The organism is Enterovibrio sp. FF113 (genome assembly GCF_041439165.1).
Taxonomy (GTDB): Bacteria; Pseudomonadota; Gammaproteobacteria; order Enterobacterales; family Vibrionaceae; genus Enterovibrio; species Enterovibrio norvegicus_A.
Window position 1 is genome coordinate 1 of the sequence record NZ_JBGONO010000001.1, and the last position, 23,855, is coordinate 23,855.

The 23,855-nt window shown below is 47.0% G+C and carries 23 protein-coding genes; 9 read left to right on the top strand and 14 right to left on the bottom strand.

Annotated features, from left to right (window positions below):
- Window positions 1–727, top strand: a 727-nt coding sequence (locus ACED36_RS00005) for an EamA family transporter (RefSeq protein WP_371732527.1), incomplete at its 5' end; no start/stop codon positions are given.
- Window positions 728–775: 48 nt separating this feature from the next.
- Here the strand turns inward: ACED36_RS00005 and ACED36_RS00010 are convergent.
- The gene (locus tag ACED36_RS00010; protein ID WP_016958790.1) at window positions 776–1,819 is read right to left on the bottom strand and encodes an esterase family protein; all 1,044 of its coding nucleotides are present in this window, start codon (window positions 1,817–1,819) and stop codon (window positions 776–778) included.
- Between the two features lie 194 nt (window positions 1,820–2,013).
- On the bottom strand, window positions 2,014–2,802 hold the full coding sequence (locus ACED36_RS00015; RefSeq protein WP_016958789.1) for a phytanoyl-CoA dioxygenase family protein: 789 nt from the start codon (window positions 2,800–2,802) through the stop codon (window positions 2,014–2,016).
- A 279-nt stretch (window positions 2,803–3,081) separates the two neighbouring features.
- On the opposite strand from ACED36_RS00015, the gene ACED36_RS00020 reads away from it, so the two are divergent.
- Window positions 3,082–4,113: an IS630 family transposase gene (locus tag ACED36_RS00020; protein WP_371732528.1), complete on the top strand. Its 1,032-nt coding sequence runs from the start codon at window positions 3,082–3,084 to the stop codon at window positions 4,111–4,113.
- A 70-nt stretch (window positions 4,114–4,183) separates the two neighbouring features.
- On the opposite strand, the gene ACED36_RS00025 is transcribed toward ACED36_RS00020, so the two are convergent.
- Complete coding sequence (locus ACED36_RS00025) at window positions 4,184–4,465, bottom strand: hypothetical protein (RefSeq protein WP_371732529.1); 282 nt, start codon at window positions 4,463–4,465, stop codon at window positions 4,184–4,186.
- Between the two features lie 276 nt (window positions 4,466–4,741).
- Between ACED36_RS00025 and ACED36_RS00030 the strand changes: the two genes are divergently transcribed.
- Window positions 4,742–5,167, top strand: coding sequence for a hypothetical protein (locus tag ACED36_RS00030; protein ID WP_371732530.1), 426 nt, complete (start codon window positions 4,742–4,744; stop codon window positions 5,165–5,167).
- Window positions 5,168–5,423: 256 nt separating this feature from the next.
- Here ACED36_RS00030 and ACED36_RS00035 read toward each other — a convergent pair whose 3' ends face one another.
- The 6 genes from ACED36_RS00035 to uraH form a co-directional block, all read right to left on the bottom strand.
- Window positions 5,424–6,527 carry a Fic family protein gene (locus tag ACED36_RS00035; RefSeq protein WP_371732531.1) on the bottom strand — a complete coding sequence of 368 codons (1,104 nt, stop codon included), beginning with the start codon at window positions 6,525–6,527 and terminating at the stop codon, window positions 5,424–5,426.
- A 219-nt stretch (window positions 6,528–6,746) separates the two neighbouring features.
- Window positions 6,747–7,115, bottom strand: a complete 369-nt coding sequence (locus ACED36_RS00040) for a TraR/DksA family transcriptional regulator (protein ID WP_371732532.1) — start codon at window positions 7,113–7,115, stop codon at window positions 6,747–6,749.
- Between the two features lie 71 nt (window positions 7,116–7,186).
- Window positions 7,187–8,551: an 8-oxoguanine deaminase gene (locus ACED36_RS00045; RefSeq protein ID WP_371732533.1), complete on the bottom strand. Its 1,365-nt coding sequence runs from the start codon at window positions 8,549–8,551 to the stop codon at window positions 7,187–7,189.
- A gap of 99 nt (window positions 8,552–8,650) precedes the next feature.
- On the bottom strand, window positions 8,651–10,084 hold the full coding sequence (locus tag ACED36_RS00050; RefSeq protein WP_016958787.1) for a nucleobase:cation symporter-2 family protein: 1,434 nt from the start codon (window positions 10,082–10,084) through the stop codon (window positions 8,651–8,653).
- Between the two features lie 133 nt (window positions 10,085–10,217).
- A complete protein-coding gene (locus ACED36_RS00055; RefSeq protein WP_016958786.1) occupies window positions 10,218–11,558 on the bottom strand; it encodes an NCS2 family permease in 1,341 nt (446 codons plus the stop codon).
- Between the two features lie 97 nt (window positions 11,559–11,655).
- Entirely contained in the window at window positions 11,656–12,009 is a 354-nt protein-coding gene (gene uraH / locus ACED36_RS00060) for a hydroxyisourate hydrolase (RefSeq protein WP_026023886.1), read from the bottom strand.
- 487 nt (window positions 12,010–12,496) lie between these two features.
- Here uraH and puuE point away from each other — a divergent pair, with 487 nt between their 5' ends.
- The 5 genes from puuE to ACED36_RS00085 all read left to right on the top strand — a co-directional run bounded on the left by puuE (window position 12,497) and on the right by ACED36_RS00085 (window position 17,067).
- Window positions 12,497–13,429, top strand: coding sequence for an allantoinase PuuE (gene puuE, locus ACED36_RS00065; RefSeq protein WP_371732534.1), 933 nt, complete (start codon window positions 12,497–12,499; stop codon window positions 13,427–13,429).
- A gap of 8 nt (window positions 13,430–13,437) precedes the next feature.
- Window positions 13,438–13,953 (top strand): 2-oxo-4-hydroxy-4-carboxy-5-ureidoimidazoline decarboxylase, encoded by a 516-nt coding sequence (gene uraD, locus ACED36_RS00070; RefSeq protein WP_016958783.1) that lies wholly within the window; start codon window positions 13,438–13,440, stop codon window positions 13,951–13,953.
- A 148-nt stretch (window positions 13,954–14,101) separates the two neighbouring features.
- The gene (gene alc / locus ACED36_RS00075; protein WP_371732535.1) at window positions 14,102–15,094 is read left to right on the top strand and encodes an allantoicase; all 993 of its coding nucleotides are present in this window, start codon (window positions 14,102–14,104) and stop codon (window positions 15,092–15,094) included.
- A 35-nt stretch (window positions 15,095–15,129) separates the two neighbouring features.
- A complete protein-coding gene (locus ACED36_RS00080; protein ID WP_016958781.1) occupies window positions 15,130–15,663 on the top strand; it encodes an ureidoglycolate lyase in 534 nt (177 codons plus the stop codon).
- A 183-nt stretch (window positions 15,664–15,846) separates the two neighbouring features.
- Window positions 15,847–17,067 carry a urate hydroxylase PuuD gene (locus ACED36_RS00085; RefSeq protein ID WP_017003539.1) on the top strand — a complete coding sequence of 407 codons (1,221 nt, stop codon included), beginning with the start codon at window positions 15,847–15,849 and terminating at the stop codon, window positions 17,065–17,067.
- Window positions 17,068–17,651: 584 nt separating this feature from the next.
- Here the strand turns inward: ACED36_RS00085 and ACED36_RS00090 are convergent.
- Window positions 17,652–18,167 (bottom strand): hypothetical protein, encoded by a 516-nt coding sequence (locus ACED36_RS00090; protein ID WP_017003537.1) that lies wholly within the window; start codon window positions 18,165–18,167, stop codon window positions 17,652–17,654.
- A 219-nt stretch (window positions 18,168–18,386) separates the two neighbouring features.
- Here ACED36_RS00090 and ACED36_RS00095 point away from each other — a divergent pair, with 219 nt between their 5' ends.
- Window positions 18,387–20,108 carry an SgrR family transcriptional regulator gene (locus ACED36_RS00095; protein WP_371732536.1) on the top strand — a complete coding sequence of 574 codons (1,722 nt, stop codon included), beginning with the start codon at window positions 18,387–18,389 and terminating at the stop codon, window positions 20,106–20,108.
- Between the two features lie 37 nt (window positions 20,109–20,145).
- Here ACED36_RS00095 and ACED36_RS00100 read toward each other — a convergent pair whose 3' ends face one another.
- The 4 genes from ACED36_RS00100 to msrP form a co-directional block, all read right to left on the bottom strand.
- Window positions 20,146–21,027, bottom strand: coding sequence for an AEC family transporter (locus ACED36_RS00100; RefSeq protein WP_017003535.1), 882 nt, complete (start codon window positions 21,025–21,027; stop codon window positions 20,146–20,148).
- Window positions 21,028–21,168: 141 nt separating this feature from the next.
- The gene (locus ACED36_RS00105) at window positions 21,169–21,798 is read right to left on the bottom strand and encodes a hypothetical protein (protein ID WP_016958775.1); all 630 of its coding nucleotides are present in this window, start codon (window positions 21,796–21,798) and stop codon (window positions 21,169–21,171) included.
- Between the two features lie 113 nt (window positions 21,799–21,911).
- A complete protein-coding gene (gene msrQ, locus ACED36_RS00110) occupies window positions 21,912–22,529 on the bottom strand; it encodes a protein-methionine-sulfoxide reductase heme-binding subunit MsrQ (protein ID WP_017003534.1) in 618 nt (205 codons plus the stop codon).
- A complete protein-coding gene (gene msrP / locus ACED36_RS00115) occupies window positions 22,529–23,551 on the bottom strand; it encodes a protein-methionine-sulfoxide reductase catalytic subunit MsrP (protein ID WP_016958773.1) in 1,023 nt (340 codons plus the stop codon). Before msrP ends, msrQ begins: the two co-directional genes overlap by 1 nt.
- Window positions 23,552–23,855 lie beyond the last annotated feature (304 nt).

Consider the following 23,855-nt stretch of genomic DNA (forward strand, 5'->3'; position numbering starts at 1 on the left):
GCGCTGGTTGTTGTGTTACGGGCTAACCATCAGCTTCGGTCAGTTTGCGTTCTTGTTCTTTGCTATTAAGAGCGGAATGCCTGCGGGTATTGCTTCTTTGGTGCTTCAAGCGCAGGCGTTCTTTACTATTTTGCTCGGTGCGTTGTTCTTGTCCGAGAGCCTTAAATGGCATCATATCGTCGGGATTATTGTCGCCTCGACTGGCATGTATTTTCTCGCAGGAACAGAGGGCAGCAGCGACGTTGCTGTCGGCCTGTCGTTTACCACGATGTTGCTGACTCTTGCCGGCGCTTTTTGTTGGAGTTTGGGTAACATTTCAAACAAAGTGATCATGCGTAATAACAACGTTCCTGTCTTGTCGTTGGTGGTATGGAGCGCCTTAATTCCAGTATTGCCTTTCCTTGTATTTTCTTGGTTTTTTGAAGGCAAAGAGGCCATTGTATATAGCCTGCAAAATATCCGGTTCCAGTCTGTTTTCTCTATCTTCTATCTGGCCTTTGTCGCCACGATAATGGGGTATGGTATTTGGGGTTATTTGCTGGGCCGTTATGAAACGTGGCGTGTCGCACCGCTTTCATTGTTGGTGCCAGTGGTAGGGATGATCAGTGCTGCCGTGTTGCTGGGTGAAACCTTGAACGCGCAACAGGTTTTTGGTGCTGTTGTGGTGATTGTCGGCTTGTTGCTGACGGTGTTTGGCGGCTCACTCAAGCGGTTACAACGGGGCTAAAGGAGATGAGGGGATCAAACACCCCAGATAGGCATATATTTGTCAATTTCACTGTTTAAACGAAGCGTCGATAAACCGAATCCCTCGATCAATTTGTTCTCCAACTTTGTCGATGTGTCCGCCCTCAAAGACATGATGGGTGATGGGAATTTCTAACTCTTCAAACGTTGCGATCATCTTCTGGAAGTTTTCTAGAATCGGTTCGCCTGCTGCTTCGCCCTCATCTGAGCCGATCTCGGCATAGATAGGTAATTCGTCTTGCGCGTTTATATCGCGTGCGCCAATGGCTGTGTATTTACCCTGTTTATTGATGAAGGGCGCACGTTTTTTAGCAATAGCTGAAAGGTGAAATTGTTCCAGTGCTCGCATCGCTGCGTCCATGTCGCGAATGATGTAAGAGGGAGGATTACTCCTGTCCGGTGCAATGGCACGAAGAATGGCAAGATAGGCATAGAAAAACCACTCACACTCTTCGCCTTTGGTGAAAGCTTCTACCTGATTTTTGAAAAACTCAGCATGTTGTTGGTAGCGATGCTCGCGCATTATCATTCCACCTGGACTTAATGCCGCACATGCTTGATATAACTCTGGGTGAAGCATTGTTGCGTAGAGTGCGCCAAATCCCCCCATTGAATGCCCACAAATGCCTCGTTTCCCCTTTTTGACGCGGTAGCGGTTTTCAGTTTCATTAATCATGTCTTGCGTCAGATAATCAAAGAAATTGCCAGAAATGGGGGAGTTGAGATACCAAGCGCCTTTGATAGACGATCTGCCATCCACGGCGACAACGATCATGTCTTCAATGTCTCCGCGTTCGCCCAAATTATTCATGATGTGTCTAATGCCCAGATTGGTTGCGGTTTGGTCAAACCAACTCTCTGGGTGGCTGTCCATGCCATGAAGCATGTAGACAATAGGATATTCGCGCTTTGGACTCTCGGCGTATGACGGGGGAAGGTATACGACGATATGGCGTTCAGCATCTTCGTTTGCAATGTTGCTTTTCAACGAGGCGGCCTCAAATGAAAATCGTTCTACCACTCCTTGATAGTGTGTCGTGTTGTTGCTGATAAGAGCGGGATCGCGATTCATTACGTCGTCCTCAATGGGCAGAAATTACCTCATTTGAGCACAGTGATTAAAGATAACGAGGGCGAGGGCGGATTCATGCGACTCAGTTGGCACCAAGCTCAATGATTGAGGTCTGTATCATTTATCCTAACGAATCGATGCCATGCATCCATGGTGGAGATGGCATCAACCTAATTCTTTCTTTGTTGATATTTCTACGCACACGCCGTCGATTTCAACTGCATCGTATTGATAAACAGCCTGGGGTCGGCAATCTTGTTCAGCATAGATAGGGAGGGCAAGCAATCATCATCGATGTAGTCGATATAATCTGCCGCCGAATCAAAAATCAAGATATCCCACGCCAAACGATCTAACCCGTATAGGCCGCGATGGATCATGTCTGCCGAAAACACCAACAGATCACCGGCTGCTAACGGAATGTTAATGCCGCCAGAGATGGGGTCATTGCTCACTTTTCCATTCTCTTCTTGGCGGACATTGTACTCTTCTTCATTGTCCCAGCGCTTGTGCGTACCAGGGATAATCTCCATGCCGAGTTCATCAAACAATGGCACACGAAGATGCAACACTTGGGTTTCCTGTATCACTCTCATCTGATCTTCAATGTCATAGTCGTACTGACAGTCACGATGCCAGAAATCCTTTTGCTCGGGATTCACGGGGTTGAAGAACAATTGCGTGTTCATGAACGCGGGGTTTTGCGGTATCACCGCATCCACCACATCCATGACTTTTTTCGAGCTGATGAAATCAAAAAGTTGGGTTCTGTCTTCATCGGGCAGATATTCGCTTCCGGTAATCAAAGACGAGTTAAATGCTTCTTCTCGATAGAATCTTCTGTTGTCGTCTTTCCACAGTTCGTGGAATTTGAGGATGACTTTTCTTAGTGAAGCAATTTGAGCTTCATCGAAATAATTTCTCAGAACAAAGTAACCGTGTTCATTGTAACGGTTACTTAATTGTTGGCTGTTTTCTAACACTGACTACCTTCACACTTACTGTGCCGTAACTGTTCACGGCGATCTTGGGCGCATGATGCCAGAGAGGCGTGGTTATACCAAGCAGGAAATAAGGACGCAAACTATCAGGTAGTGATCAAGGCAAGAGTTGATGTGTTTTTCTATTTCAATAGTTACGCAATTTAAATAGTGTGCTACTCAACCATGTTAATTGAGATGTGTAATTTAATGGATTGTTAGTTATACCCGTGATCATTGAAGGTGCTTGATTTTCAAAAAATGAGGATCAAGCTATGTGCTATGAAAATGACGCTGACCAAAAATCAAAAGCAAGTACTCGAAAGCCAGCACGATACAACGCGTGACGGTCGAGTTCGTGACCGTATAAAGGCGGTACTGCTGGCTTCAGAAGGTTGGAGTACAGCGATGATTTCTCAAGCTTTGCGCATCCACGAAACCACGGTTCTCCGCCACCTCAAAGACTACGAGCAGTCAGAGAAACTAAAACCTGAAAATGGGGGCTCAAACAGCCACCTTTCAACCGCTGACACAATGGGTCTCATTGAGCACCTAAGCGAGTTCACCTACCATCACACTTTTCAGGTTGTTGCCTATGTTGACGGACAGTTTGGCGTGAAATACACGGTAGCAGGAATGAACAAGTGGCTTCATCACAACGGCTTCAGTTATAAGATGCCCAAAGGTGTTCCGCACAAGTTTGATGAAGCAAAGCAACAGGATTTCATCCATCACTATGACGCGCTCAAGTCCGGCTGTGGCAAGGGTGAATCCATTTTATTCATCGATGCCGTGCACCCAACACAAGCAACAAAAATCACGTATGGATGGATACGTACAGGGCAAGATAAAATGCTGGAAACAACGGGTAGCCGCAGTCGTCTCAATATTATCGGTGCTCTGAACCTCAATGACATCAGCGGTACGATTGTCAGCGAATATGACACTATTAACAGCGAAAGTATCATTCGCTTTTTCTGTAAACTGAGAGAGCGCTACCCACTGGCTCATAAGCTCCATATTATTTTGGATGGAGCCGGATATCACCGCAGCGATATCGTGAGAGATGCGGCATTCGTCCTCAATATCGAGCTTCACTATCTTCCGCCTTACAGCCCAAATCTTAACCCGATAGAGCGGCTATGGAAGGTGATGAATGAACACTCGAGGAATAACGTTTACTTCAAAAGTAAACGGGATTTTCAAGAAGCCATTGAACAATTTGTCACTGTAACTCTTCCTGAGATTGCAGGCTCTTTGACGTCCCGAATAAATGACCATTTTCAGATGCTCAAGCCTGCATCTTCAAGTTGATTGGGTATAGATGATATCGATTTTAGAGTAAGAGTATAAGCAGCCTGCAAGAGTAGACTGCTTGTAATAGTTACTTCGATACTGCAGCTTCGACCGTATCAAGAACTGCATCATTGTATGCCACTGTACCTTTGTAACCGAGGTATATTGACACTAGCCAAATGATAAATGATATAGGTGAGGCGATCACAGTTAACATACACACAGTGGCAATGACTAAGTTGATAATGCCCCACATAACATTACCCGCATACATCTGTGCTGCTCCAGGGATAACTAATCCAAGAACCAGTGCTATGGCTGGGTTTTTCATTTTGTTTTTTAGTCGAGCTTGTTGGATTGCTTCGTTCATTTAAGTTTCCATAATGCAATGTGCTTTTATGGCGGAACTTTATATGGATGTGATTTTTAGTCAAGAATTATATTTGTATTTTTCAATGGGCAATTGTTAATCAATTGGTGTGTCAATTTGATTTTGTCTTTTAGCGATTCATTCTCTTTTTGAGAGCGGTAAATGCGGTAAATAATGTTTCGGATTTTTATTTTTTATAGTGGAGTGGTGGACTATATAATTAGATTGTCACTTTTTATTTGTTAATATAAAATGCTCTTTTAATTTGAGGTTTTTATGAAAAAATTGTTATTGTCTTTATTTCTGTTCTCGTCTGTAGCGACAGCGAATGTTCAAGATGTGGTCAAGCTGTCCGGTCCTTATGCAGTTGACCGAACTCAAGCACAAAACTCTGTTGTGCACTTCTACCTACCTACAAATAGCGTAGCTTCCATCGGCTTAAGTGGTGGGGATACCTTTGATAAAGCTAAGGACAATATCAACGGAATAACGACGGATATAACAGATAATGGTTATACTGTATATATAAATAATAGCATAAGCCCGGGAGACTCTTCAGTAGTAGGGATTAATACTCACTGTGGCCTGACTTTGTCGGTTGTTATCCACAGTTTGGAGAAAACCACAAAGCCTGATCAAATCAGACCTAAGTTGTCTATTTCCGCTACAGGTTGCCCCGAGATTCAATCAAAATTAAAATAATAATCATTGAGGGCTGATTCTCTCAGTCCTTAATGTCTCGTAGTTAAGGTTTGGTTTGATTTTCCTTCTCCGATTACAGTTGTTTGGATAATTGAAGTGCGCAGTTATACCTATGTTAATGACGATAAGTGGTTCTTTTCTACTTTGTTATCAATATAGTCACACAGTAATGTAAGTTGAAAAGTTAATTCATATAAGTATTTCTCACCTACATATAGAACCTATAAGGTGGATGATAGAGACGTTAACGGTCGCCTTAGCTTTTCGGTAGATGATAACGTGTACTTCGGCCACCAGCGTCCGATTTAACTAAACACTGCAATTCAACCAATGCGGCTAAATGCCTTGTGGCGGTTGGCTTACTCACTTTCGCTACCTTGTGGTATTGGCTGGTATTGATACCGTCTTCGAAATCTCCATCTAACATGCGATTGAGCACTTTCACCTGTTCAGTTGTCAGTTTTGTTTGGTCTATTTGTCGCCAATAGTTGGATTTATAGACGGTTTGGTCGATGCCTTTTAGCGCGTCGAAAAACGTATCTTCAAGTGTATTGAAGAACCATTCTAGCCATGCTGTGACGTCCATACCGCCTTTTTGCGTGCGCTCTAATATGTCGTAATAGCTTTTACGGTTTTCCAAGATCCCAACGGACATGGCATAGAAGCGAACCGATTGTTTCTCGGCTTGGGCTAGCGCGAGATCGGTTAATAGCCGCGTAATGCGTCCGTTACCATCATCGAGTGGGTGTAACGTGACAAACCACAAATGGGTGATGGCTGCGCGAAGCAGGGGATCAAACGCAGCATCGAGCTTGGTTGCATTAAACCATGCGATAAACTGCGTGAGTTCGTCCTCTAGCACCGCTCGCGACGGGGCTTCAAAGTGAACGATGGGGCGGTCAATTCGACCAGAAACCACCTGCATGGGCGCATCTCCCCTTAATCGACCGCCAGTGACGGGGTTAAGGAGCGTGTAGCCTTCCGGGAACAGTCGGTCATGCCAATGCAAGATGCGCGTCAGCGTGAGTGGTGTGTCGAGATTTTCAACGGCATCAAGCATGAACTCTGCCAAGCCATCGGTTTGTTCGGTGGTGGGAAAGGGTTTGTCTTCACTCAAGCCGAGGCGATTAGCCAGAGACGAGCGCACGGAGAACGCATTCAGCGTTTCACCTTCGATCGCGCTAGAGTGAACGATATTGGCCAGCAATGTGTCGAGCATGGTTTGTGTTTCATCACGCGACTGGCTGCTCATCTTCCCAAGTAGGATGCCTTGATTGAGGCGCACACTGCGCAAAAGTGGCTCGATAACCGCATTATCCCATGTAAAAGAAGGCCAATCTTGTTGTTGCCAGATCCACATTTGCTGTTCCTATGATTAGATAAATCGCTTTAATCTAATCACAGTATGATTTGAATGTGGTGTTTTTTCAAATCGTCTTATGATGCTTATACCCAAGCAAGCTGAATCCTGCATCTTCAGGTTGCTTGGGTATAGTTAGGTGGGTGGGTATGAATAAGCGTCAAGGTGCCGGCTAAAGTGTGTTGAGAGAGTGCCAAATGCTCATTCAAGATCCTCGGTTCAGTGATCAGTCCAAGGAAGCAACTGCAAACGTGCAAACGGAATAGGGTCGCCTGTTTCAATACTCACGCCGTATTGTGCCGTTTCTAATCGAAGAAAAGCACGAGCGATCTCATTCAACAGTGAATGATTGTGAGTGAGCTGCACTTCAGCCCTGTTTGCTTCGGCGCGATAAAAAGAGGCTTCAACGGCATCCGCTAATGAGCAATCTTCTTTACGAGTGATTTCCTTTTCAAACCCTTCAGATTGAACCAACAGTTCGTCTCGTTTTTCTATAAGCAACTGATGAAGGATCAGCAAATCTTGCTCGGACAGATCTGAGTCAGGGTGTGCGGACAATGCTTGGTTTTCAGTGTGGTTGTTTGTCATGTTTTTTCCTATATACCCAAGCAACCTGAAGATGCTCGCTGAATCCTGCATCTTCAGATTGTTTGGGTGTATCAATGCCGGCTGTTACTTTTTTCCGCCAGCCTTTTTGCGGCTGCGCGATGCTTCACCATCAACTCGTGTGTATCTACACCAACGAGTTCTCCGTCTTTCACGCGCCATTCTCCATTCACCATGACTTTGTCTGCACGGTGTGCGCCACACAGCACGAGAGCGGCAAGTGGATCGTGACTGCCGGAGAATTGGATTTCATCGAGTTTGAACATGGCGATGTCTGCCAGCATGCCTTTGGACAGAGTCCCGATGTCACTGCGGCCAATGTTTTTTGCAGAGCCTTGGGTTGCCCAACGGAAAGCGTCGAGATGACTAACCTTGGCGGACCCGTATCGTAGGCGCTGAATATAGGTCGCCATTCGAAGTTCATTAACGAGGTTTGAACCGTCATTGGAGGCGGAACCATCCACGCCTAACCCGACAGACGCGCCTGCTGCTTCGAGCTCCAAATTCCGACAAATACCTGAAGCCAGCATCATGTTTGAACTCGGGCAATGGCAAATGCCAATACCAGCCTGACCCAATCGTTTGATCTCTTCATCATTAAAGTGAATACCGTGTGCGAGCCATGTTCGGTTGTGAAGCCAGCCGACATCTTCGAGGTAATCGACAGGTCGCAGCCCGAATTTCTCTAAACAAAAGGCTTCTTCGTCGATGGTTTCGCACAGGTGGGTGTGAAGCATGACATTGTGTTGTTTGGCAACGCGTGCGGTTTCTTTCATCAATTCTGTGGTGACTGAAAATGGCGAGCAAGGAGCAAGAGCAATGTGTGTCATTCCACCAAATTCAGGTTGATGGTAATCGCGGATCAAACGTAGGCTGTCATCAATAATGGCTTGCTCGGTTTGAATGGTGTGCCTTGGTGGTAGGCCACCTTGATCTTCACCAAGGCTCATTGATCCACGCGTAAGCACGGTGCGCAATCCCAGTTTTCGCGTGGCTTCAACTTGCATGTCGATGGCGTGTTCGAGGCCAACTGGTATCAAGTAATGGTGATCGGAAGCGGTTGTACACCCTGAAAGTAACAGCTCTGCTGACGCGAGTTCTGTGCCTAAACGCATCATGTCTTCATCAAGCCCTGCCCACACTGGGTACAAGGCTTTGAGCCAATGAAACAGCTCTTTGTCCAGTGCATCGGGATAGGCGCGAGTCAGGGTTTGGTAGAAGTGGTGATGCGCATTGATCAAGCCGGGTAACACGACATGTTCTGAGGCATCCACAATCTGATCGACATTGACGGATGGTAGGGCGTTCTGCGCGACCAGTTCAACGATGGTATTACCTTTAATCACCACACCACCGGACGCGTCTTCGTGAGTGCCTGTCCAAATTGCGAGGGGAGATTTAAGCCAGATTGTCGCCATGTAAGAAGATCCTTTGTCGGTGAAGTCAATGTGATTGAAAACAGAGTCTTTGAAGAAAATCGCCCCGAATGAACGGGGCGATAACGTGCTAGGTGAGGATTAGGGTGTCGGTTTGGAATCCTCATCGAGCGGCGCGTCTTTTGGCGCGGTAGCGCGAACCATCACTGGATCGGCAGTGTCTTCGTTCAATGGCTGAGTGTGTTCGCTGTTCATTTCTTCCTCTTCGGCTTCACGCTCAGCGGTCACATCTTCTTTCGACTTTGGTAAAACAAGATTCAACATCACGGCGACAATCGTGCCTGTGGTGATACCGGAGTGCAGAAGCTGCGCAATATCGTGATGTAAATGTTGGAGTAACGAAGGTTTAATGGTGACGGCTAAACCTGCTGCTAGCGATACGCAAATCACCAAGGCGTTACGACGCGTATCGGCGGCTTTCACCAGCATGCGGATACCCGCGTAAGCAATCATCCCGAACATGACAAAACCGACACCACCCAATACAGGTTTCGGTACGGAGACGGCTAACGCGCCGAATTTAGGGAATAAGCCTGCAAGGATCAGCAATGCGCCAGTGGTGCCAACCACAAAGCGACTTGCTACCCCAGTAATGCCCACAATGCCGACGTTCTGGCTGAACGATGCCAATGGCATGGCGCCAAATAAAGAGCCAACAGCACTGCCGATACCATCACCTAACAGTCCACGCTTCAGATCTTTACCGGAAATGGTGCGATGACAGTTACTGGCTAGGGCAAGGAAATCTCCTGTCGCTTCTGCAATCACGACGATGTACGCAAGGCACATGCCAATGATGGCAGGCCAAGAGAAACTGAGACCAAACTTAAAGGGCTCTGGCGCAGCAAACCAGCTTGAATTGTGGAGCTGATCGAGATTGACCATGCCCATACTGAGTGCGACAAGGTAACCACCCGCCAAACCAATCACGATGGCTGATGCTGCCACTCCGCCTTTGGCATAGGTCGACACTAAAAGGACAACCAATAGCGAAATTGCAGCGAGAAATAGCTTCGGCAGTGTGGCGAATTGATCGCTGCCTGCGGGGGCATCACCAATCCAATTCATGGCGACGGGTAATATCGTTAAACCAATCAAGGTAACCACAACGCCACTGACAACGGGAGGAAACAGTTTTCGGATCTGCTCCATGAAGAAGGCTGAAACAATGACCAGACAGGCACCCACGAGGGCTGCGCCCATTATGCCGGAGACCCCATCAGCTTTGCCTATCCCGATAGCTATCCCCAAAAAGGCGAAACTTGACCCCATAACCACGGGTAACCGAATACCCACTGGGCCTAATCCAAGGCATTGAACAATAGTAAAGGCACCAGAAACGAATAGTGCTGCGTTAATCAGTGTAACGACATCACCGGCAGGCAATCCGATGGCGCTGCCGACGATGAGAGGGACAGCAATAATGCCCCCAATGGAAGCAAGCATGTGTTGCAGTGCCAGCAAGAATGTTGAGCCTGCTGGTGGCCTGTCATTTAACTCGTAAAGCAATTTCATAGTGTTTTCCTCTTACTGTCTCGTTCCCTTCGACAGCGATGATAGTGAAATTCCGTTTACCCTTGATGCTGATTGAAAGGTTGTCCAATCCTAAAATAGAAAAAAGGGACCTCTGCGGGTCCCTATGTTTTTGTTATCCAAGAATGATGAGTTTGAATACAAAGAGAATGCTCAATGCATACATGGCGATGGAAATATCTGAGAATTTTCCGGTGCCTGCTTTGAGTACGGTGTAAGTGATGAAACCCAATGCGATGCCGTTTGAGATTGAAAAAGTCAGTGGCATCATGAGCGCGGTGACGGCAGCAGGGACGGAATCGGTAAAGTCATCCCAGTTGACGTTCTTGATGCTGCTCATCATGAGAAATGCGACATAAATCAGTGCACCAGCCGTGGCGTAGGCAGGGATCATTCCTGCCAGCGGCGCGAGGAAAATGGCGGCCAGAAACAACAAGCTAACCACAACCGCCGATAAGCCAGTACGCGCACCGGCAGAAACACCTGCCGCACTTTCAACATAACTGGTGACAGGAGGACAACCAAAGCAAGCGCCGATGACGCTCGACAGACTGTCTGCTTTGAGCGCCTTTGGTAGCCCATCTATTTTACCTGTTTCTTTGTTGACCAAGTTTGCGCGCTCAGCCACGCCCATTAGCGTACCCGCGGTATCGAACATGTTCACGAAAAGGAAAGCGAGAATGATACTGATCATGCCGACATTGAACGCGCCTGCGATGTCCATGGCCATAAATGTTGGGGCAATACTTGGCGGTGCGGAAAAGATACCGTTGTATTCGAAAAGACCGAGCCCAAGGCCAATGAGCGTCACGCTGAATATGCCGATGAGCACGGAGCCAAAAACCTTCTTCACAGACAACACGGAAATAATGAAGAAGCACACGGCGGCAAGAATGGCAGGGGGCTGAGTAAAATCTCCCAGTGTCACCAAGGTGGCCGAGCTACCGACAACAATGCCTGCGCTTTTTAACCCGATAATGCCGAGGAATAGGCCGACCCCCGCTGTCATGCCATAACGTAAACTGGTGGGAATACTTTCGATGACCCATTCACGGACACGTGACACGCTGAGACCCACAAAGATCACACCGGAAATAAACACGGCACCGAGTGCGACTTGCCAGCTATAGCCCATTTCGCCAACGACGGTGAAAGCAAAAAATGCGTTCAACCCCATTCCTGGCGCAAGACCAACAGGCCAGTTCGCAAATAGTCCCATCATCAACGTACCGATGGCTGCGCCTATGCAGGTAGCGACAAAGAGCGCACCGGGATCCATGCCAGACGCTGACATGATGTTAGGGTTCACGAAAATGATATATGCCATGGTGGCAAAGGTGGTGATCCCGCCAATAAACTCGTTCTTTACTGATGTGCCGTGTTGGCTGAGTTTGAAGAACCGCTCCAGAAAGCCACTCTTTACTGATGTTTGTTCAACAGTGCTATTCTTGTCCATCGTTTCCATCCTGTTACTTCTGTCCAATTTCACTAAGAACCTGTTCGCGCTTTCTATGTCGATTTAGTCCTGTGAGTATTTGCGAGGGGCGGTTTTTTCAGCTCCCTCGATAAGTCGAAAAGCTGTACGGAGAAACCAGCAGAGGAACGTGAAAGTGAGCGCTAGGGTTGTCGATACCGAACCGTATCACCACGTCATCAAGAAATGGAATATCACTTAACGTGACGCCTGTTTTGTGGAAATAACCTGCGGTATTGAACTGCAATTGATACTTTCCCTTTAGGAAGTTTGTACCTTCGAGTAACGGTTCATCCGTTCTTCCATCAAGGTTTGTCATTGTGGTGACGACATGTTCTAGACTGTGACCAGAGACCCTGAATAGCGTGACTTCTATCTCTGAACCAGGTTTACCTTTGCTTGTATCCAAAACATGTGTTGTCAGCTTTCCCATCTTCACTTCGTCCTTCATGAGTAACGGTTCCTTTGTGCAATGGCATCGCATCAGTGACGTCAACCCGATTGATTACAGCTTGCTGCTGTATTGGTCCGTTAAATCAACGTTACCCAGTAGCAATGAATTCTGCCGTATGTGCACATCTAATAACTAAAATGTACACAATAGTTAAGTCTTGTAAAGGTCAAAAAATACGCAGTGCTAATTGTGAGAATCTGGGAATAAATACCGTAATTAAAGGGGTTAGCGTGAAAAATGGCAGTTAATCTAGACAGGATCGAATTGTCGAAAACATGAAGGCGGCAACATTTTGTTAACTTGTTCTTGTAAATTGTATACAAAATGCAATACTAAAATTGAGCTTGCCAGTGAATGGCGAAACCCGCTTTTTGTGAACTTCGCTGACATCGACTTGATAAGCAGGGAAATGGAAGTGACTAAACACGCAAGATTTTGACGCAAATATAATGATAGGAATGGCGCGATGAGTAGTGACTATCCTCGAGATCTAAAAGGCTATGGCGCCCATCCTCCTCACCCAAGATGGCCAGGGGAGGCTCGGATTGCGGTTTCATTTGTACTCAATTTTGAAGAAGGTGGCGAGCGCTGCGTTTTGCATGGAGACCGGGAATCAGAAGCTTTTTTGTCTGAAATACCCTCAGCACAACCTCTGGCTGGTGTTCGTCATATCAGTATGGAATCAATGTATGAGTATGGATCGCGTGCAGGCGTGTGGCGTGTTCTTCGCTTGTTTCGACAACATGAAATCCCATTAACCATCTTTGCCGTGGGCATGGCAGCAGAGCGAAGCCCTGATGTGATCAAAGCCATGGCGAACGAAGGCCATGAAATTTGTAGCCACGGCTATCGTTGGATTGATTACCAATATGTGCGCGAAGAAGACGAACGCGCAGATATGACCAAAGCTATTGAAGCGATCGAGAAGACAACAGGCGAGCGACCAGTAGGTTGGTACACCGGCAGAACAAGCCCAAATACGCGTCGGCTGGTGGCTGAAGAGGGCGGTTTTCTTTATGACTCTGATGCCTATGATGATGATTTGCCTTACTGGCATGAAGATGGCACGCCACCGGGTAAACCCCAACTCGTTATTCCTTATTCTTTAGATGCCAATGATATGCGCTTTTCAACCGTGCAGGGTTTCAACTCTGGCGAACAGTTTTTCCAGTATCTTAAGGACAGTTTTGATGTCTTGTACGAGGAAGGGTTGGATGCACCCAAAATGCTGTCTATCGGTTTACATTGCCGTTTGATTGGCAGGCCTGGACGACTGGCTGCGTTAAAGCGCTTCGTTGAGTACGTGAAACAGCACGACAGTGTATGGATCACGCGTCGTGTCGATATTGCCAAACACTGGCATCAGCATCATCCGCATCCATCGATGACCAAGGAGTAGGTAGCACAATGGGATTATTTTCGACCTGTCGCCCAAGTGAACAAACGAAAGACCAGTTTGTTCAAACCTTTGGCGGTGTGTATGAACACAGCCCTTGGGTTGCGGAACAAGCTTATGGCGACGGGCTGGACCAAGCCTTTAACGATCAGGATGTTCTGCATGCTCGAATGGCACACGTTCTGAACAGTGCTGACGAAGCATCTAAAATGCAGGTGATTTTGGCTCACCCTGATTTGGCCGGACGCGCGGCGCAAGCTGGTGAACTGACGGCTGAATCGACGACTGAGCAGGCAAGTGCGGGCATTGATCAATGTTCGACCGAAGAATTTGTGCGCTTTACGGATTTTAATCAGCGCTACAAGGACAAGTTTCAGTTCCCTTTTATCATGGCGGTAAAGGGGGCAAATCGGCATTTGATTTTGGACGCTTTTGAGCGTCGTTTGGAAAATGACGTTATCACCGAATTCAACACAGCGATTGAGGAAATCAACAACATCGCTTTGTTCAGGCTACGTGATTTGTAGCTCTCTGGCCGCCGTCTGTTAACGACTAATTAATGTAGACGGCGAATACAGCGTCTCGCAAATTGAAGCTCGCAGGAAACCGGCTTTTGGTTTCCTGCCACAGTGAAAGGAAAAAAGACGCTTCTTACTCTTGAAGGAAGCAACGGAAATGGATAATCGTCCTGATTTCACCAAGCTCGTCAATCTCGCCAGCAGCAGACTGGGCTCGCAAGCAATCTATGCGACCGACGACTTTTTTGCAGACAAACAGCGTCTTGTCGATGATGCCCCGGCAGAATGGAAAGAAGATGTTTATGACGAAAATGGCAAGTGGATGGATGGCTGGGAATCACGTCGTAAGCGTGAAGAGGGCCATGATTACTGTGTCGTTAAATTGGGTCTGCCGGGAAAAGTTGTCGGTGTCGATATTGATACCGCTCACTTCACTGGAAACTACCCGCCGTCCGCGTCATTGGAAGGGTGTTATTGCCCCGATGGCGAACCTGCAACTCACCAGCAGTGGGATGAACTCTTACCTTCTTTAGATCTGCGTGGCGACAGTCATCATTTTGCAGATGTTTCCTCTCAAAAGCCTTGTACGCATGTTCGATTCCACATCTATCCAGATGGTGGTGTTGCTCGATTGCGTGTGTATGGTCATCCCGAAATGGATTGGGATCGAGTGAGTACTGAGCAAGAGTTAGACCTACTTGCTGTGGAAAATGGCGGCAGGGCGTTAGCGTGTAATGATCAACACTTTGGTCATATGAGTAATCTCATTATGCCGGGCCGTGGCGTAAATATGGGTGACGGTTGGGAAACAGCGCGTCGACGTGTACCCGGTAATGACTGGGTTATCTTGTCGCTGGGCCATGCAGGTTTGGTTGATCGCATCGTTGTCGATACGGCGCACTTTAAAGGTAATTACCCTGACAGCCTGTCTATTCAAGCCGCTTTTGTTGAAGGTGGTACGGACGATCAAATCGCTACACAAAGCTTGTTCTGGCGCGAACTGCTGCCCAGTCAAAAATTGTCAGCCGATAATATCCATGAGTTTGCGGATCAACTGAATAGGCTGGGCACTATCTCTCACGTTAGAGTGAATATTTTCCCAGATGGTGGCATCAGTCGAGTGCGCGTATTTGGTCGAAAATCAGACTGAAAAGCAGACGCGTTGCAGACAGTCATAGGATGAAAATGGACATGGAAAAAGATATTGCCCTCGACAACATGATTACGTTGACGCCGGAACCGCTGACGCAAGAAAAGTTTGCGCCATTTGGAGACGTGATTGAAGCAGAAAATCGAGACTTCTTCATGATCAACAACGGTTCTACACGTCGTTACCACAAACTTGCTACCACACAAGTGGATGAGGGGAGTGGCGTGATCATCAATATTTTTGAGGCAACACCGCTTTCCTATCCGCTTTCTATCAAGATGCTGGAGCGTCACCCGAAAGGCTCACAGGCATTTATGCCGCTGCTTGGTCATGACTACTTAGTGTTAGTTGCGCCCGTGGGTGAGGAGCCGGATCTGTGCTCGATCCGCGCTTTCTATGCCAAAGGCACGCAAGGGGTGAATTATCACTGTGGCGTGTGGCATCACCCTGTACTGGCATTGACGGCAAAAGATAGATTCTTGGTGGTCGACCGAGAAGGTGCCGGGAATAACTGTGACGAGTTTTTCTTTTCAGAACAAACACGTGTGATATTGGCACCTGAATTGTGATTTGGACTTATCAAAGCCAATCGATTCCTGCTTTGCTTAAAGTGAGCGTCAATATCTGAGAAAAAACAGTAAGGGATGACGTAGCCGATAATATACCCAAGTAATGCCAAGATGCGGTTTTTCAGTGAGCATTGAGTGCGTATTGAATGGGTATGAGCAACGGCATCCGAAAAGGAGAGTGTAATGGATCCTTATATCACGGAATGGCTCAATATAGCGGTTCGCTGGATGCACATGATCACTGGCGTGGCATGGATTGGTGCGTCGTTTTACTTTGTGTGGTTGGAAAATAACTTAAATCGACAAAACCCGCGCGATGGTTTGTCTGGTGATTTGTGGGCCATTCATGGTGGCGGTATATATCACTTGGAAAAATACAAACTCGCGCCTGAAAAAATGCCAGAAACCTTACACTGGTTTAAATGGGAAGCTTACTTTACGTGGCTCACGGGCATGACCCTGCTTTTCATCGTGTTCTACGCCAATGCTGATATTTACTTGGTGAAACCAGGGTCAGAATTTAGTTCAAGCACGACAGTCATGATTGGTATCGCGTCACTGGTTGCTGGTTGGTTTGTCTATGACGTTCTCTGCAACTCGGCATTGGGTAAAAAGCCAATGCTATTGGGTGTGGCGCTGTTCGTTGGTTTGGTGTTCGCCGCTTGGGCATTGAGTCTCGTGTTTAGCGGTCGTGGCGCTTACATCCATGTTGGTGCAATTATCGGTACCATTATGGTGGGTAACGTGTTCCGAGTGATCATGCCAGGGCAACGCGCCTTGGTGAAAGCGATTGAAGAACAGAGAGCGCCTGATCCAAGCCTTCCAGCTAAAGCGTTACTGCGTTCGCGACACAATAACTATCTCACGTTGCCTGTGTTGTTCATCATGATCAGCAACCATTTTCCAAGCACTTACGGTCATGAGTTCAATTGGGCGGTGCTGGCAGGTGTTTCGTTGCTCAGTGTTTTGGTTCGCCATTACTTCAACACGCGACATGCGAGCCAAAAGTATGCATGGACATTGCCGGCGGCAGCGTTGGGAATGATTTGTTTGGCGTATGTATCAGCGCCAGTATCTGCGCCTATTTCTCCTTCAGGCACTGCCCCTGCGACAGCAGGAGCCAATGCAGAATCTCAGAATACGCTGGCGTTTATTGAAGTGAAAACCATTATTTCGGAACGTTGTACGGTTTGTCACTCCCAATCGCCGACACATCCCGCTTTTGCGGTTGCTCCTGCGGGTGTGATGCTCGATACGCCAGAACAAATTCAGCTCGAAGTGACGAGGATAGTCGCCCAATCGGTTTCCACAAATATCATGCCTTTGGGTAACTTAACGAAGATGACGCAAGAAGAGCGAGATCTGATCGGCCAATGGGCGTCCTTGGGAGCAGCGATTCAATAGTACTGTTACAAAATATTAGTATCACCCGCAAAAGCAAACTTTAACCACCTCTAGATGAGGTGGTTTTTTTGTTATATCTGCGGTAAATCAAGGATTTTAAAGGCGATGTGCAGATAAACTCCGAATTGTCGAATCGCGTTAAATCATGCCCTTCAACATGACATCGAAATTAGATGTATATTTTTTAACATTTGGCGAGATCTGGTTACGAGTTTTGGTTATACTCGCTGCCGAAAAAACAACCTTATGTTGTTACCTTTTATTACTGTGGCTTAATGCTGCCTAAAACAATCTTGGAGAACCCCGTGGAAACTATTCTTGTCATCGCATTCATCTGTGCAGCATTTGTGATTGTGAAGAAAGAACGCGCATCACGTGCGTAAAATTGGATTACGCTGAGTCAGTACATCTTTTGCTTCAATTTTTGTCAGCGTAAACCAAACTAACACATTATTTTAATGGCTTATCCTAGTGCAGGGTAAGTGAGAAATAAAAAAGCAGAGCCGATTGGCTCTGCTTTTTTATTTTTGTTCATTTAAGCTGACATTACATTACAGTACAGTTGGACGTTGGCGGTGGATGCGTTACTCGCTAACAAGGACCTGGGTGTCTGTGAGTGTCGCCAAATGTCCACGTATTGCACGTTCTGCTTCTTCAGTCATGCCATAGATATCGTAAAGGCCGACGACCGACACATCGTTTTCTTCGGTACTACTGAATATCATTCCCGTTGCGACAGGTTTACCCGATTGCATCGCTACATAGAGCGCCACATTTATGCCATCAGGAGTGGGAATGTCTGTCAGCGACAATTGAGACAAATATTCGAGCATCGCGGCATGTTCTGCTTCAGGCCACTTTTGCGCTAAAGTGCGTGCGTAGCGAACCATCAATGGATGGCAATCCACAGCATAAAACGAATAACCTTCAACCGGCGCTGAGACAGCAGCTCGTTCGACTTGCTTAGGTTCTGTTTCGGCTACTTGATAGCATTTCAGACCTTGCAGGCTCTCAGGCGTTGGGTATTGAGCGTTTTCAACATGGCTTGCCATCCAAAAATGCTTTTTGCGGAAGTGAGAAAGAACAGCGGCGTCGCTCATGGTGGCTCCTGTGCCGGCTAGGCATCTTGCAGTTGAGCATCGATAATAGCTCTATGGCGTTAAATAACAATGCTCAATCCAAAGAATGAGGAAACTATTTTGGTAACTGTATATCTCTTAACCAATTGATAAAAAGCGAGTAACAGTAGGCATTCCCAAAATTTGGGTTAAAATAGGAAATTCTGATGCCCACTTGCTTTGAAATTAGGTTCCCCTTTTATGTCAGGACAGCGTCTTCAAACTCAGTTTTCAAAAGTCTTTGCCCATTTCAGTGGTAAGGACAGTGATACAAACCTCCAAGATATGGCTGAAATCTTCAGTTGCACTCGTCGTAATGCTCGGATGGTGCTGAGTAAAATGGGGGAGCAGGGTTGGTTGAGTTGGGAGCCTGCGGTAGGGCGTGGTAAACAAAGCCGACTGACTTTTCACCGAACTGATTCTGATCTGCAAATGAAGCGTGTCAGAAAGTGGGTTAAAGACGGAAAGCTGGATGCGGCACTCGAAGAATTGGGTAATGACGCGGCCAAGTTGGCGCATCTTATCCAAGAACAACTCGGGGTATCGACGCAAGAAGGTAAGCAGATCATTCGCCTTCCTTATTATCGCGCGTTTCCCTGTTTGAACCCGGCCAAACCGCTTCGACGTTCAGAGCAACACCTGATCACGCAAATATTTAATGGGCTCACTCGGTTCAATGATTCGACTGAAGAGGTAGAAGCCGATCTCGCCCACCATTGGGAAGCTCTTTCAGATACGCATTGGCGATTTTACCTGCGACCCGCTGTTCGTTTTCATGACGGTAGCTTGTTGCAGACCGATGATGTGATTTGGTCACTGCAAACCCTTAGCGAGTATGTCTATTTCTCGCATATCGACCACATTGTGGCGCCCGAAGACAATGTCATTGATTTCTATTTGAATCGCCCAGATCGCCGCTTGCCCGATACATTGGCAGTGCCTATGGCCTCGATTCAATCGAAGAAAGCAGCCACGTCAAAAAACGGTGAGCAGTTTCCTGTTGGTACAGGGCCATATCGTGTCGTCGAGAACAATAGCCACCAGCTCGTGTTGAAGGCCCATGATCAGTATTTTGGCTTCCGTGCCTTGACGGATGAAATCGAAATCTGGGTCTTAGACAGTGCGGCGATGTGTTATTTGCAGCCCACGGCAACATTGGATCCGACGGCGTTGGATTCACGTCAGGGCATTTTGCAAAATGGAACCAAAGAACGCTTGGCGCTGGATGAAGGGTGTAATTACCTGATGCTAAATCGCTGCAGTGGTGTGGCGAAAGACCCGCGTTGGGCGGCTTATTTAAGCGATAGGCTGTCGTCGTTACGTTTGTTGCCATACTTGGCAGAAAGCGGCATTGGCGAATACCGCCTGACCAATGCGTATGGTTTGTTACCAGGCTGGATTCACACCAATGTTTCTCATTCTGACATTGCTGTACCGTCTTCAAAAACAACACTGAGATTAGCGCATCAATCGGACAATCCGTTATTTCCTTTGATGGCTAAAGCCCTGAAGGCGTTGCTGGCGAATGAAGGGGTGGTGTTAGACATCGAAGTCGTTTCTTATGAAGACATGATGGAGCCGAAACAAGCAAAGAAAGTGGATATTTGGCTTTGTGGTATGAGTTTAGGAAATAAGCGTAGCGATGCCATTTTGCCTTGGTTAATGAACTTTGAGCACCTTTCAGCGGCAATGCCCCAAGATGAATTTAGCGTTGTTGTTGAAAAAATGGCGACGTGGCGTGATAAAGACCAACCGCATTTTGATGCGGAAACCATCGGTAAAACCTTGGTGGGTTCAGCACAGATTATCCCGTTGTTTCACATATGGCTTGGTGTGGTGGATGGGCGTGAGTTGGAAGATGTGTCTTCTAACAAGGTGGGCTGGTTTGACTTTAAATCTGTCTGGAAAAAGCCTGCGCTCTAGCAGGCTTAAACTTGATCAAACTTCGTTTAAATCTGGTTTAAAACAGCGCAAAAGCAGCGACGAGCAACGCGGGTAAGGTCACGATGGTGAGGAAGTTGCCAAACAATACCATAGAGGCGACCTTATCTGGACCGACATTGAAGCGCTCAGCAAACAGAAAATTCATCACGGCAGGTGGTAGCATGGCGAACAACAGCATCATACGCAGGTGCTCCGGTGGCAGGGGCACGAAGAAATAGATCACGGCGAAACTTACCGCCCCTGTTGCGAGGCTCAAGAAGGTACTGAGAATACCCACGCCCAATCCTGACCATTGAATTGCGGTGAGTTGCACCCCGAGAGAAATCAACATCACTGGCACCGCTGCGTTGCCAATCAATATCATTCCTTCGTTTAACGGCGCCCACACAGTTATCCCGCTGAAATTGAAAATCAGTGCGAGGATGGAAGCAATCAATATCGGCATTTTGAATATTTGACGAAAGCGATACTCGCTGTTGCTTAGCATGGCCAACCCCACCGTGATGTGAAGCATCATGGAAACCACAAACAGCAAGATGGCGGGCGCTTCTCCAATGAGGCCAAATGCATAACCAAATAAGGGGATAGCGAGATTCCCGCTATTTCTAAACATCTGTGGGGGAGCCCATGTTTTGTAGGGCAAAGATAGGATCTTGCAGATGGGTATCATCAGTACGCCGGGCAGCAATACCGCAATGACTGCTGCAATAAACAGTGCGTTTTGTTCTCCGCCCATGGGCATCACGGACAGTGTGGTGAACACTAAACAAGGCACCATCAAATCGATATTGATTCGATTAACGTGTCGCATATCGGGGCGAAAGCTCTTTCCAACGAAAAAGCCTGCCGCAACCACCGCAAAAACGGGGAACAGTATGCTAATGACTTTTTCGAGCATCCATGCCCCTTAAGAGTATCGAATAGTGGTTAATTAGCGCTTAGAAAGCCGCGCTGAGAGTCTGGCCTACTAGAGTTTCCACATCATCCAGAGACAATGCAAGTACGCAGGATAAAGCATGCGCAGAACTCATACGTATAACTAAAGCGGATATGTGGCAGTTAACAGCAAATACTTATAGAGAGGCAGGCCATCTCGCTGACGATGGAATGGATGGAAAATCCGGTTCAGCCCGCCAGTTAGGGCGCATTCTAGTTCGATATCACCCGCCAGAGAATGTTCAGCCTCAAGAAGCCTTACCCCTTGTGCAGCGAAATCGGCTTGGTGAATGGGCTGGTGGCCTAACCACCAACTCGGTACTGACTTGCTGGCAGAAGAGCGATCGATCCAGTGGTCCGCCACTAAAATCACGCGCTTCTCTTTCTCGCTGGTGGTATCAATATGGTCGAGTGTCCAATGCATGTCTTTCACAATGCCTTTTCGGCAAGCAAGGTTTGCACTGATGAGTCGATGGGCAACGATATAGATTTGATGATCGGGTGCGTCGACACGAAACACAGGTTGTTTTAGGGCAGGTGATTCATCCAATTGATGAAGAAAAGCATCAATGTTGAGCTTGTCATAGGAGTGTACGATCCGTCGTGCTAAAGCCTTACCAAGATGGCTCTCATTCATGCCACGATTATGAATCGTCGGATAGTGGTGCTCACAGAAATTGAGACAGTCTGATTGAAAGTCTCGCAGGCTCTGTGAAATAAGTTCATCAAGCAAAAATGCCTACTCCAAAACAAGCCCCACGACAGAGGGTTATCTAAAGTATGGCAAAAATTTACACTTTGCACTATCTCTGGTAGCTAAATGTGGTGAAGCGTTCAAAAGTGAGGCTATCCGCGCTTAAGCATCGGGTTTAATACGATTCTTTTTAAGGTCTTCCAGCGAATTGCCAGTAGTGAAACTCCCAACAAAAAATAGAGGGAAGGCTCAAGCAATTCAGACTTTGATGACCAGTAAAAATGAATCGGTGCCAAAATAAGAACCAAATAAACAGAATTGTGCAGTTTCTGCCATTTCACGCCCATTTTCCGTTGGATACGCGACGTTGAAGTCACGGTTAGTGCAAAAAGTATTACCCAACAAAATGCGCCGACGGTGAGGTAAGGGCGGCTTAGGATTTCTGTGCCTAGAAGTGAAAAATCGAATGTCAGATCCAACGCCAAATACGTGAGCAAGTGTAAGGTTGCCCAGAAAAAGCTATATAGCCCAAGCACCCGCCGACAACGGATCAGTAAGCCCTGTCGCGCATACTTCGCAATGGGGCTAACTAACATAGTAATGATCAAAGTATTAAGCGCAGCCAGCCCAGTGTAGTGAGTGATGCCGTCTACAGGGTCAGCGCCGAACTTGTTGTTCAGCACTAACCAAACCATATTGGCCGCAAACGTCAGACTGACAACATGAATCAGCGCTTTTACCCAAACGATTCGCTTTGCTGTGAGTGGCATCAGTAGCTAGACCTCAGATCCATGCCTTTGTACAAGCTCGCCACTTCATCTTCATAGCCGTTAAACATCAGTGTAGGTTGACGACGAGAACTGAAGATTGATCCTTCACCAATGAAACGTTCTGAGCCTTGGCTCCAACGCGGATGATCAACTTGAGGATTCACGTTGGCGTAAAACCCGTACTCGTGACGAGCCAGCAAGTTCCACGTTGTAGCTGGCTGTGATTCCAAAAGATGAATTTTAACGATCGACTTGATGCTCTTAAATCCGTATTTCCATGGCACAACCAAGCGCACCGGTGCGCCGTTTTGCGGGGCAAGAGTTTGACCATATAAGCCCACACTTAACAATGTTAATGGGTTCATGGCTTCATCAAGGCGTAATCCTTCAACGTAGGGGTAATCAATCCCACCACCAACAAACTGAGAGGCTTGCCCTGGCATTTGTTTGGGATCGTGTAGGGTTTCAAATGCAACGTATTTCGCACTGCCAAGAGGATCGGCAGCTTTCAATAGAGCAGCAAGTGAGAAGCCTATCCATGGCACATTCATCGACCATGCTTCCACACAGCGCATTCGATACAAGCGCTCTTCTAATGGAAACTGTTTGAGCAAATCATCATAACTTAGCGTGATAGGGTTATTGACTAATCCAGTCACCTCGAGTTTCCAAGGGTCAACGCGAAAAGACTGGCTGTTTTCAACAGGGTCGCCTTTGCCTGTACCAAACTCATAAAAGTTGTTGTAGGTAAGCACTTTTGATTCCGGAGTCAGTGACAAACCACTCCCATAAGGGCTTGAGTTTGTTATAAGCGGGGATCGTTGAAAAACTGTCGCTGGTTCAGCGTTGTCTTCTCCGCTACTGAATATGTCAAAGATGTTAGCTTGACTCTGAGCCGCAAAAGGCAAGGTGGCTGTCATTATTCCTAGCTTTTTCAGTATGTCTCTTCGCGAGTGATAAACCGATTGTGGTGTCAGTTCATGCTCTTTTATCTCAGATTTTTTAGGTACACGAATCAGCATCGATGCTCTCCGGCGGTGACTTCAGGTCAGGCTTTCATCAAAAGCCTACGTATTATTCCGAACAGACCTACATAACGAGCAATTTCTTTCATTAGTTTACATTCTGTATGAAAAAACGTTACTTGGATGATGGTAGATGTGACCGATGGCATGTAGAGTGATCGCGTTGTCGATGCATATAACGAAGTGATTGTTTTATAGGCAGTCAGGCGTTTTGGACGCCTGGTTAAACCTATTTTCAGCTATTCCACCTCTGCAATGAAGCGCTCCTATCGCCCGTTGCACGTCTGAACGGTTATGTCAT

What these genes read in the sequence shown, in the direction of transcription:
- ACED36_RS00010 (WP_016958790.1), bottom strand. Translation starts at nt 1,819, where the DNA reads ATGAATCGCGATCCCGCTCTTATCAGCAACAACACGACACACTATCAA.
- ACED36_RS00020 (WP_371732528.1), top strand. Translation starts at nt 3,082, where the DNA reads ATGAAAATGACGCTGACCAAAAATCAAAAGCAAGTACTCGAAAGCCAG.
- ACED36_RS00025 (WP_371732529.1), bottom strand. Translation starts at nt 4,465, where the DNA reads ATGAACGAAGCAATCCAACAAGCTCGACTAAAAAACAAAATGAAAAAC.
- ACED36_RS00030 (WP_371732530.1), top strand. Translation starts at nt 4,742, where the DNA reads ATGAAAAAATTGTTATTGTCTTTATTTCTGTTCTCGTCTGTAGCGACA.
- ACED36_RS00035 (WP_371732531.1), bottom strand. Translation starts at nt 6,527, where the DNA reads ATGTGGATCTGGCAACAACAAGATTGGCCTTCTTTTACATGGGATAAT.
- ACED36_RS00040 (WP_371732532.1), bottom strand. Translation starts at nt 7,115, where the DNA reads ATGACAAACAACCACACTGAAAACCAAGCATTGTCCGCACACCCTGAC.
- ACED36_RS00045 (WP_371732533.1), bottom strand. Translation starts at nt 8,551, where the DNA reads ATGGCGACAATCTGGCTTAAATCTCCCCTCGCAATTTGGACAGGCACT.
- ACED36_RS00050 (WP_016958787.1), bottom strand. Translation starts at nt 10,084, where the DNA reads ATGAAATTGCTTTACGAGTTAAATGACAGGCCACCAGCAGGCTCAACA.
- ACED36_RS00055 (WP_016958786.1), bottom strand. Translation starts at nt 11,558, where the DNA reads ATGGACAAGAATAGCACTGTTGAACAAACATCAGTAAAGAGTGGCTTT.
- uraH (WP_026023886.1), bottom strand. Translation starts at nt 12,009, where the DNA reads ATGGGAAAGCTGACAACACATGTTTTGGATACAAGCAAAGGTAAACCT.
- puuE (WP_371732534.1), top strand. Translation starts at nt 12,497, where the DNA reads ATGAGTAGTGACTATCCTCGAGATCTAAAAGGCTATGGCGCCCATCCT.
- uraD (WP_016958783.1), top strand. Translation starts at nt 13,438, where the DNA reads ATGGGATTATTTTCGACCTGTCGCCCAAGTGAACAAACGAAAGACCAG.
- alc (WP_371732535.1), top strand. Translation starts at nt 14,102, where the DNA reads ATGGATAATCGTCCTGATTTCACCAAGCTCGTCAATCTCGCCAGCAGC.
- ACED36_RS00080 (WP_016958781.1), top strand. Translation starts at nt 15,130, where the DNA reads ATGGACATGGAAAAAGATATTGCCCTCGACAACATGATTACGTTGACG.
- ACED36_RS00085 (WP_017003539.1), top strand. Translation starts at nt 15,847, where the DNA reads ATGGATCCTTATATCACGGAATGGCTCAATATAGCGGTTCGCTGGATG.
- ACED36_RS00090 (WP_017003537.1), bottom strand. Translation starts at nt 18,167, where the DNA reads ATGAGCGACGCCGCTGTTCTTTCTCACTTCCGCAAAAAGCATTTTTGG.
- ACED36_RS00095 (WP_371732536.1), top strand. Translation starts at nt 18,387, where the DNA reads ATGTCAGGACAGCGTCTTCAAACTCAGTTTTCAAAAGTCTTTGCCCAT.
- ACED36_RS00100 (WP_017003535.1), bottom strand. Translation starts at nt 21,027, where the DNA reads ATGCTCGAAAAAGTCATTAGCATACTGTTCCCCGTTTTTGCGGTGGTT.
- msrQ (WP_017003534.1), bottom strand. Translation starts at nt 22,529, where the DNA reads ATGCCACTCACAGCAAAGCGAATCGTTTGGGTAAAAGCGCTGATTCAT.
- msrP (WP_016958773.1), bottom strand. Translation starts at nt 23,551, where the DNA reads ATGCTGATTCGTGTACCTAAAAAATCTGAGATAAAAGAGCATGAACTG.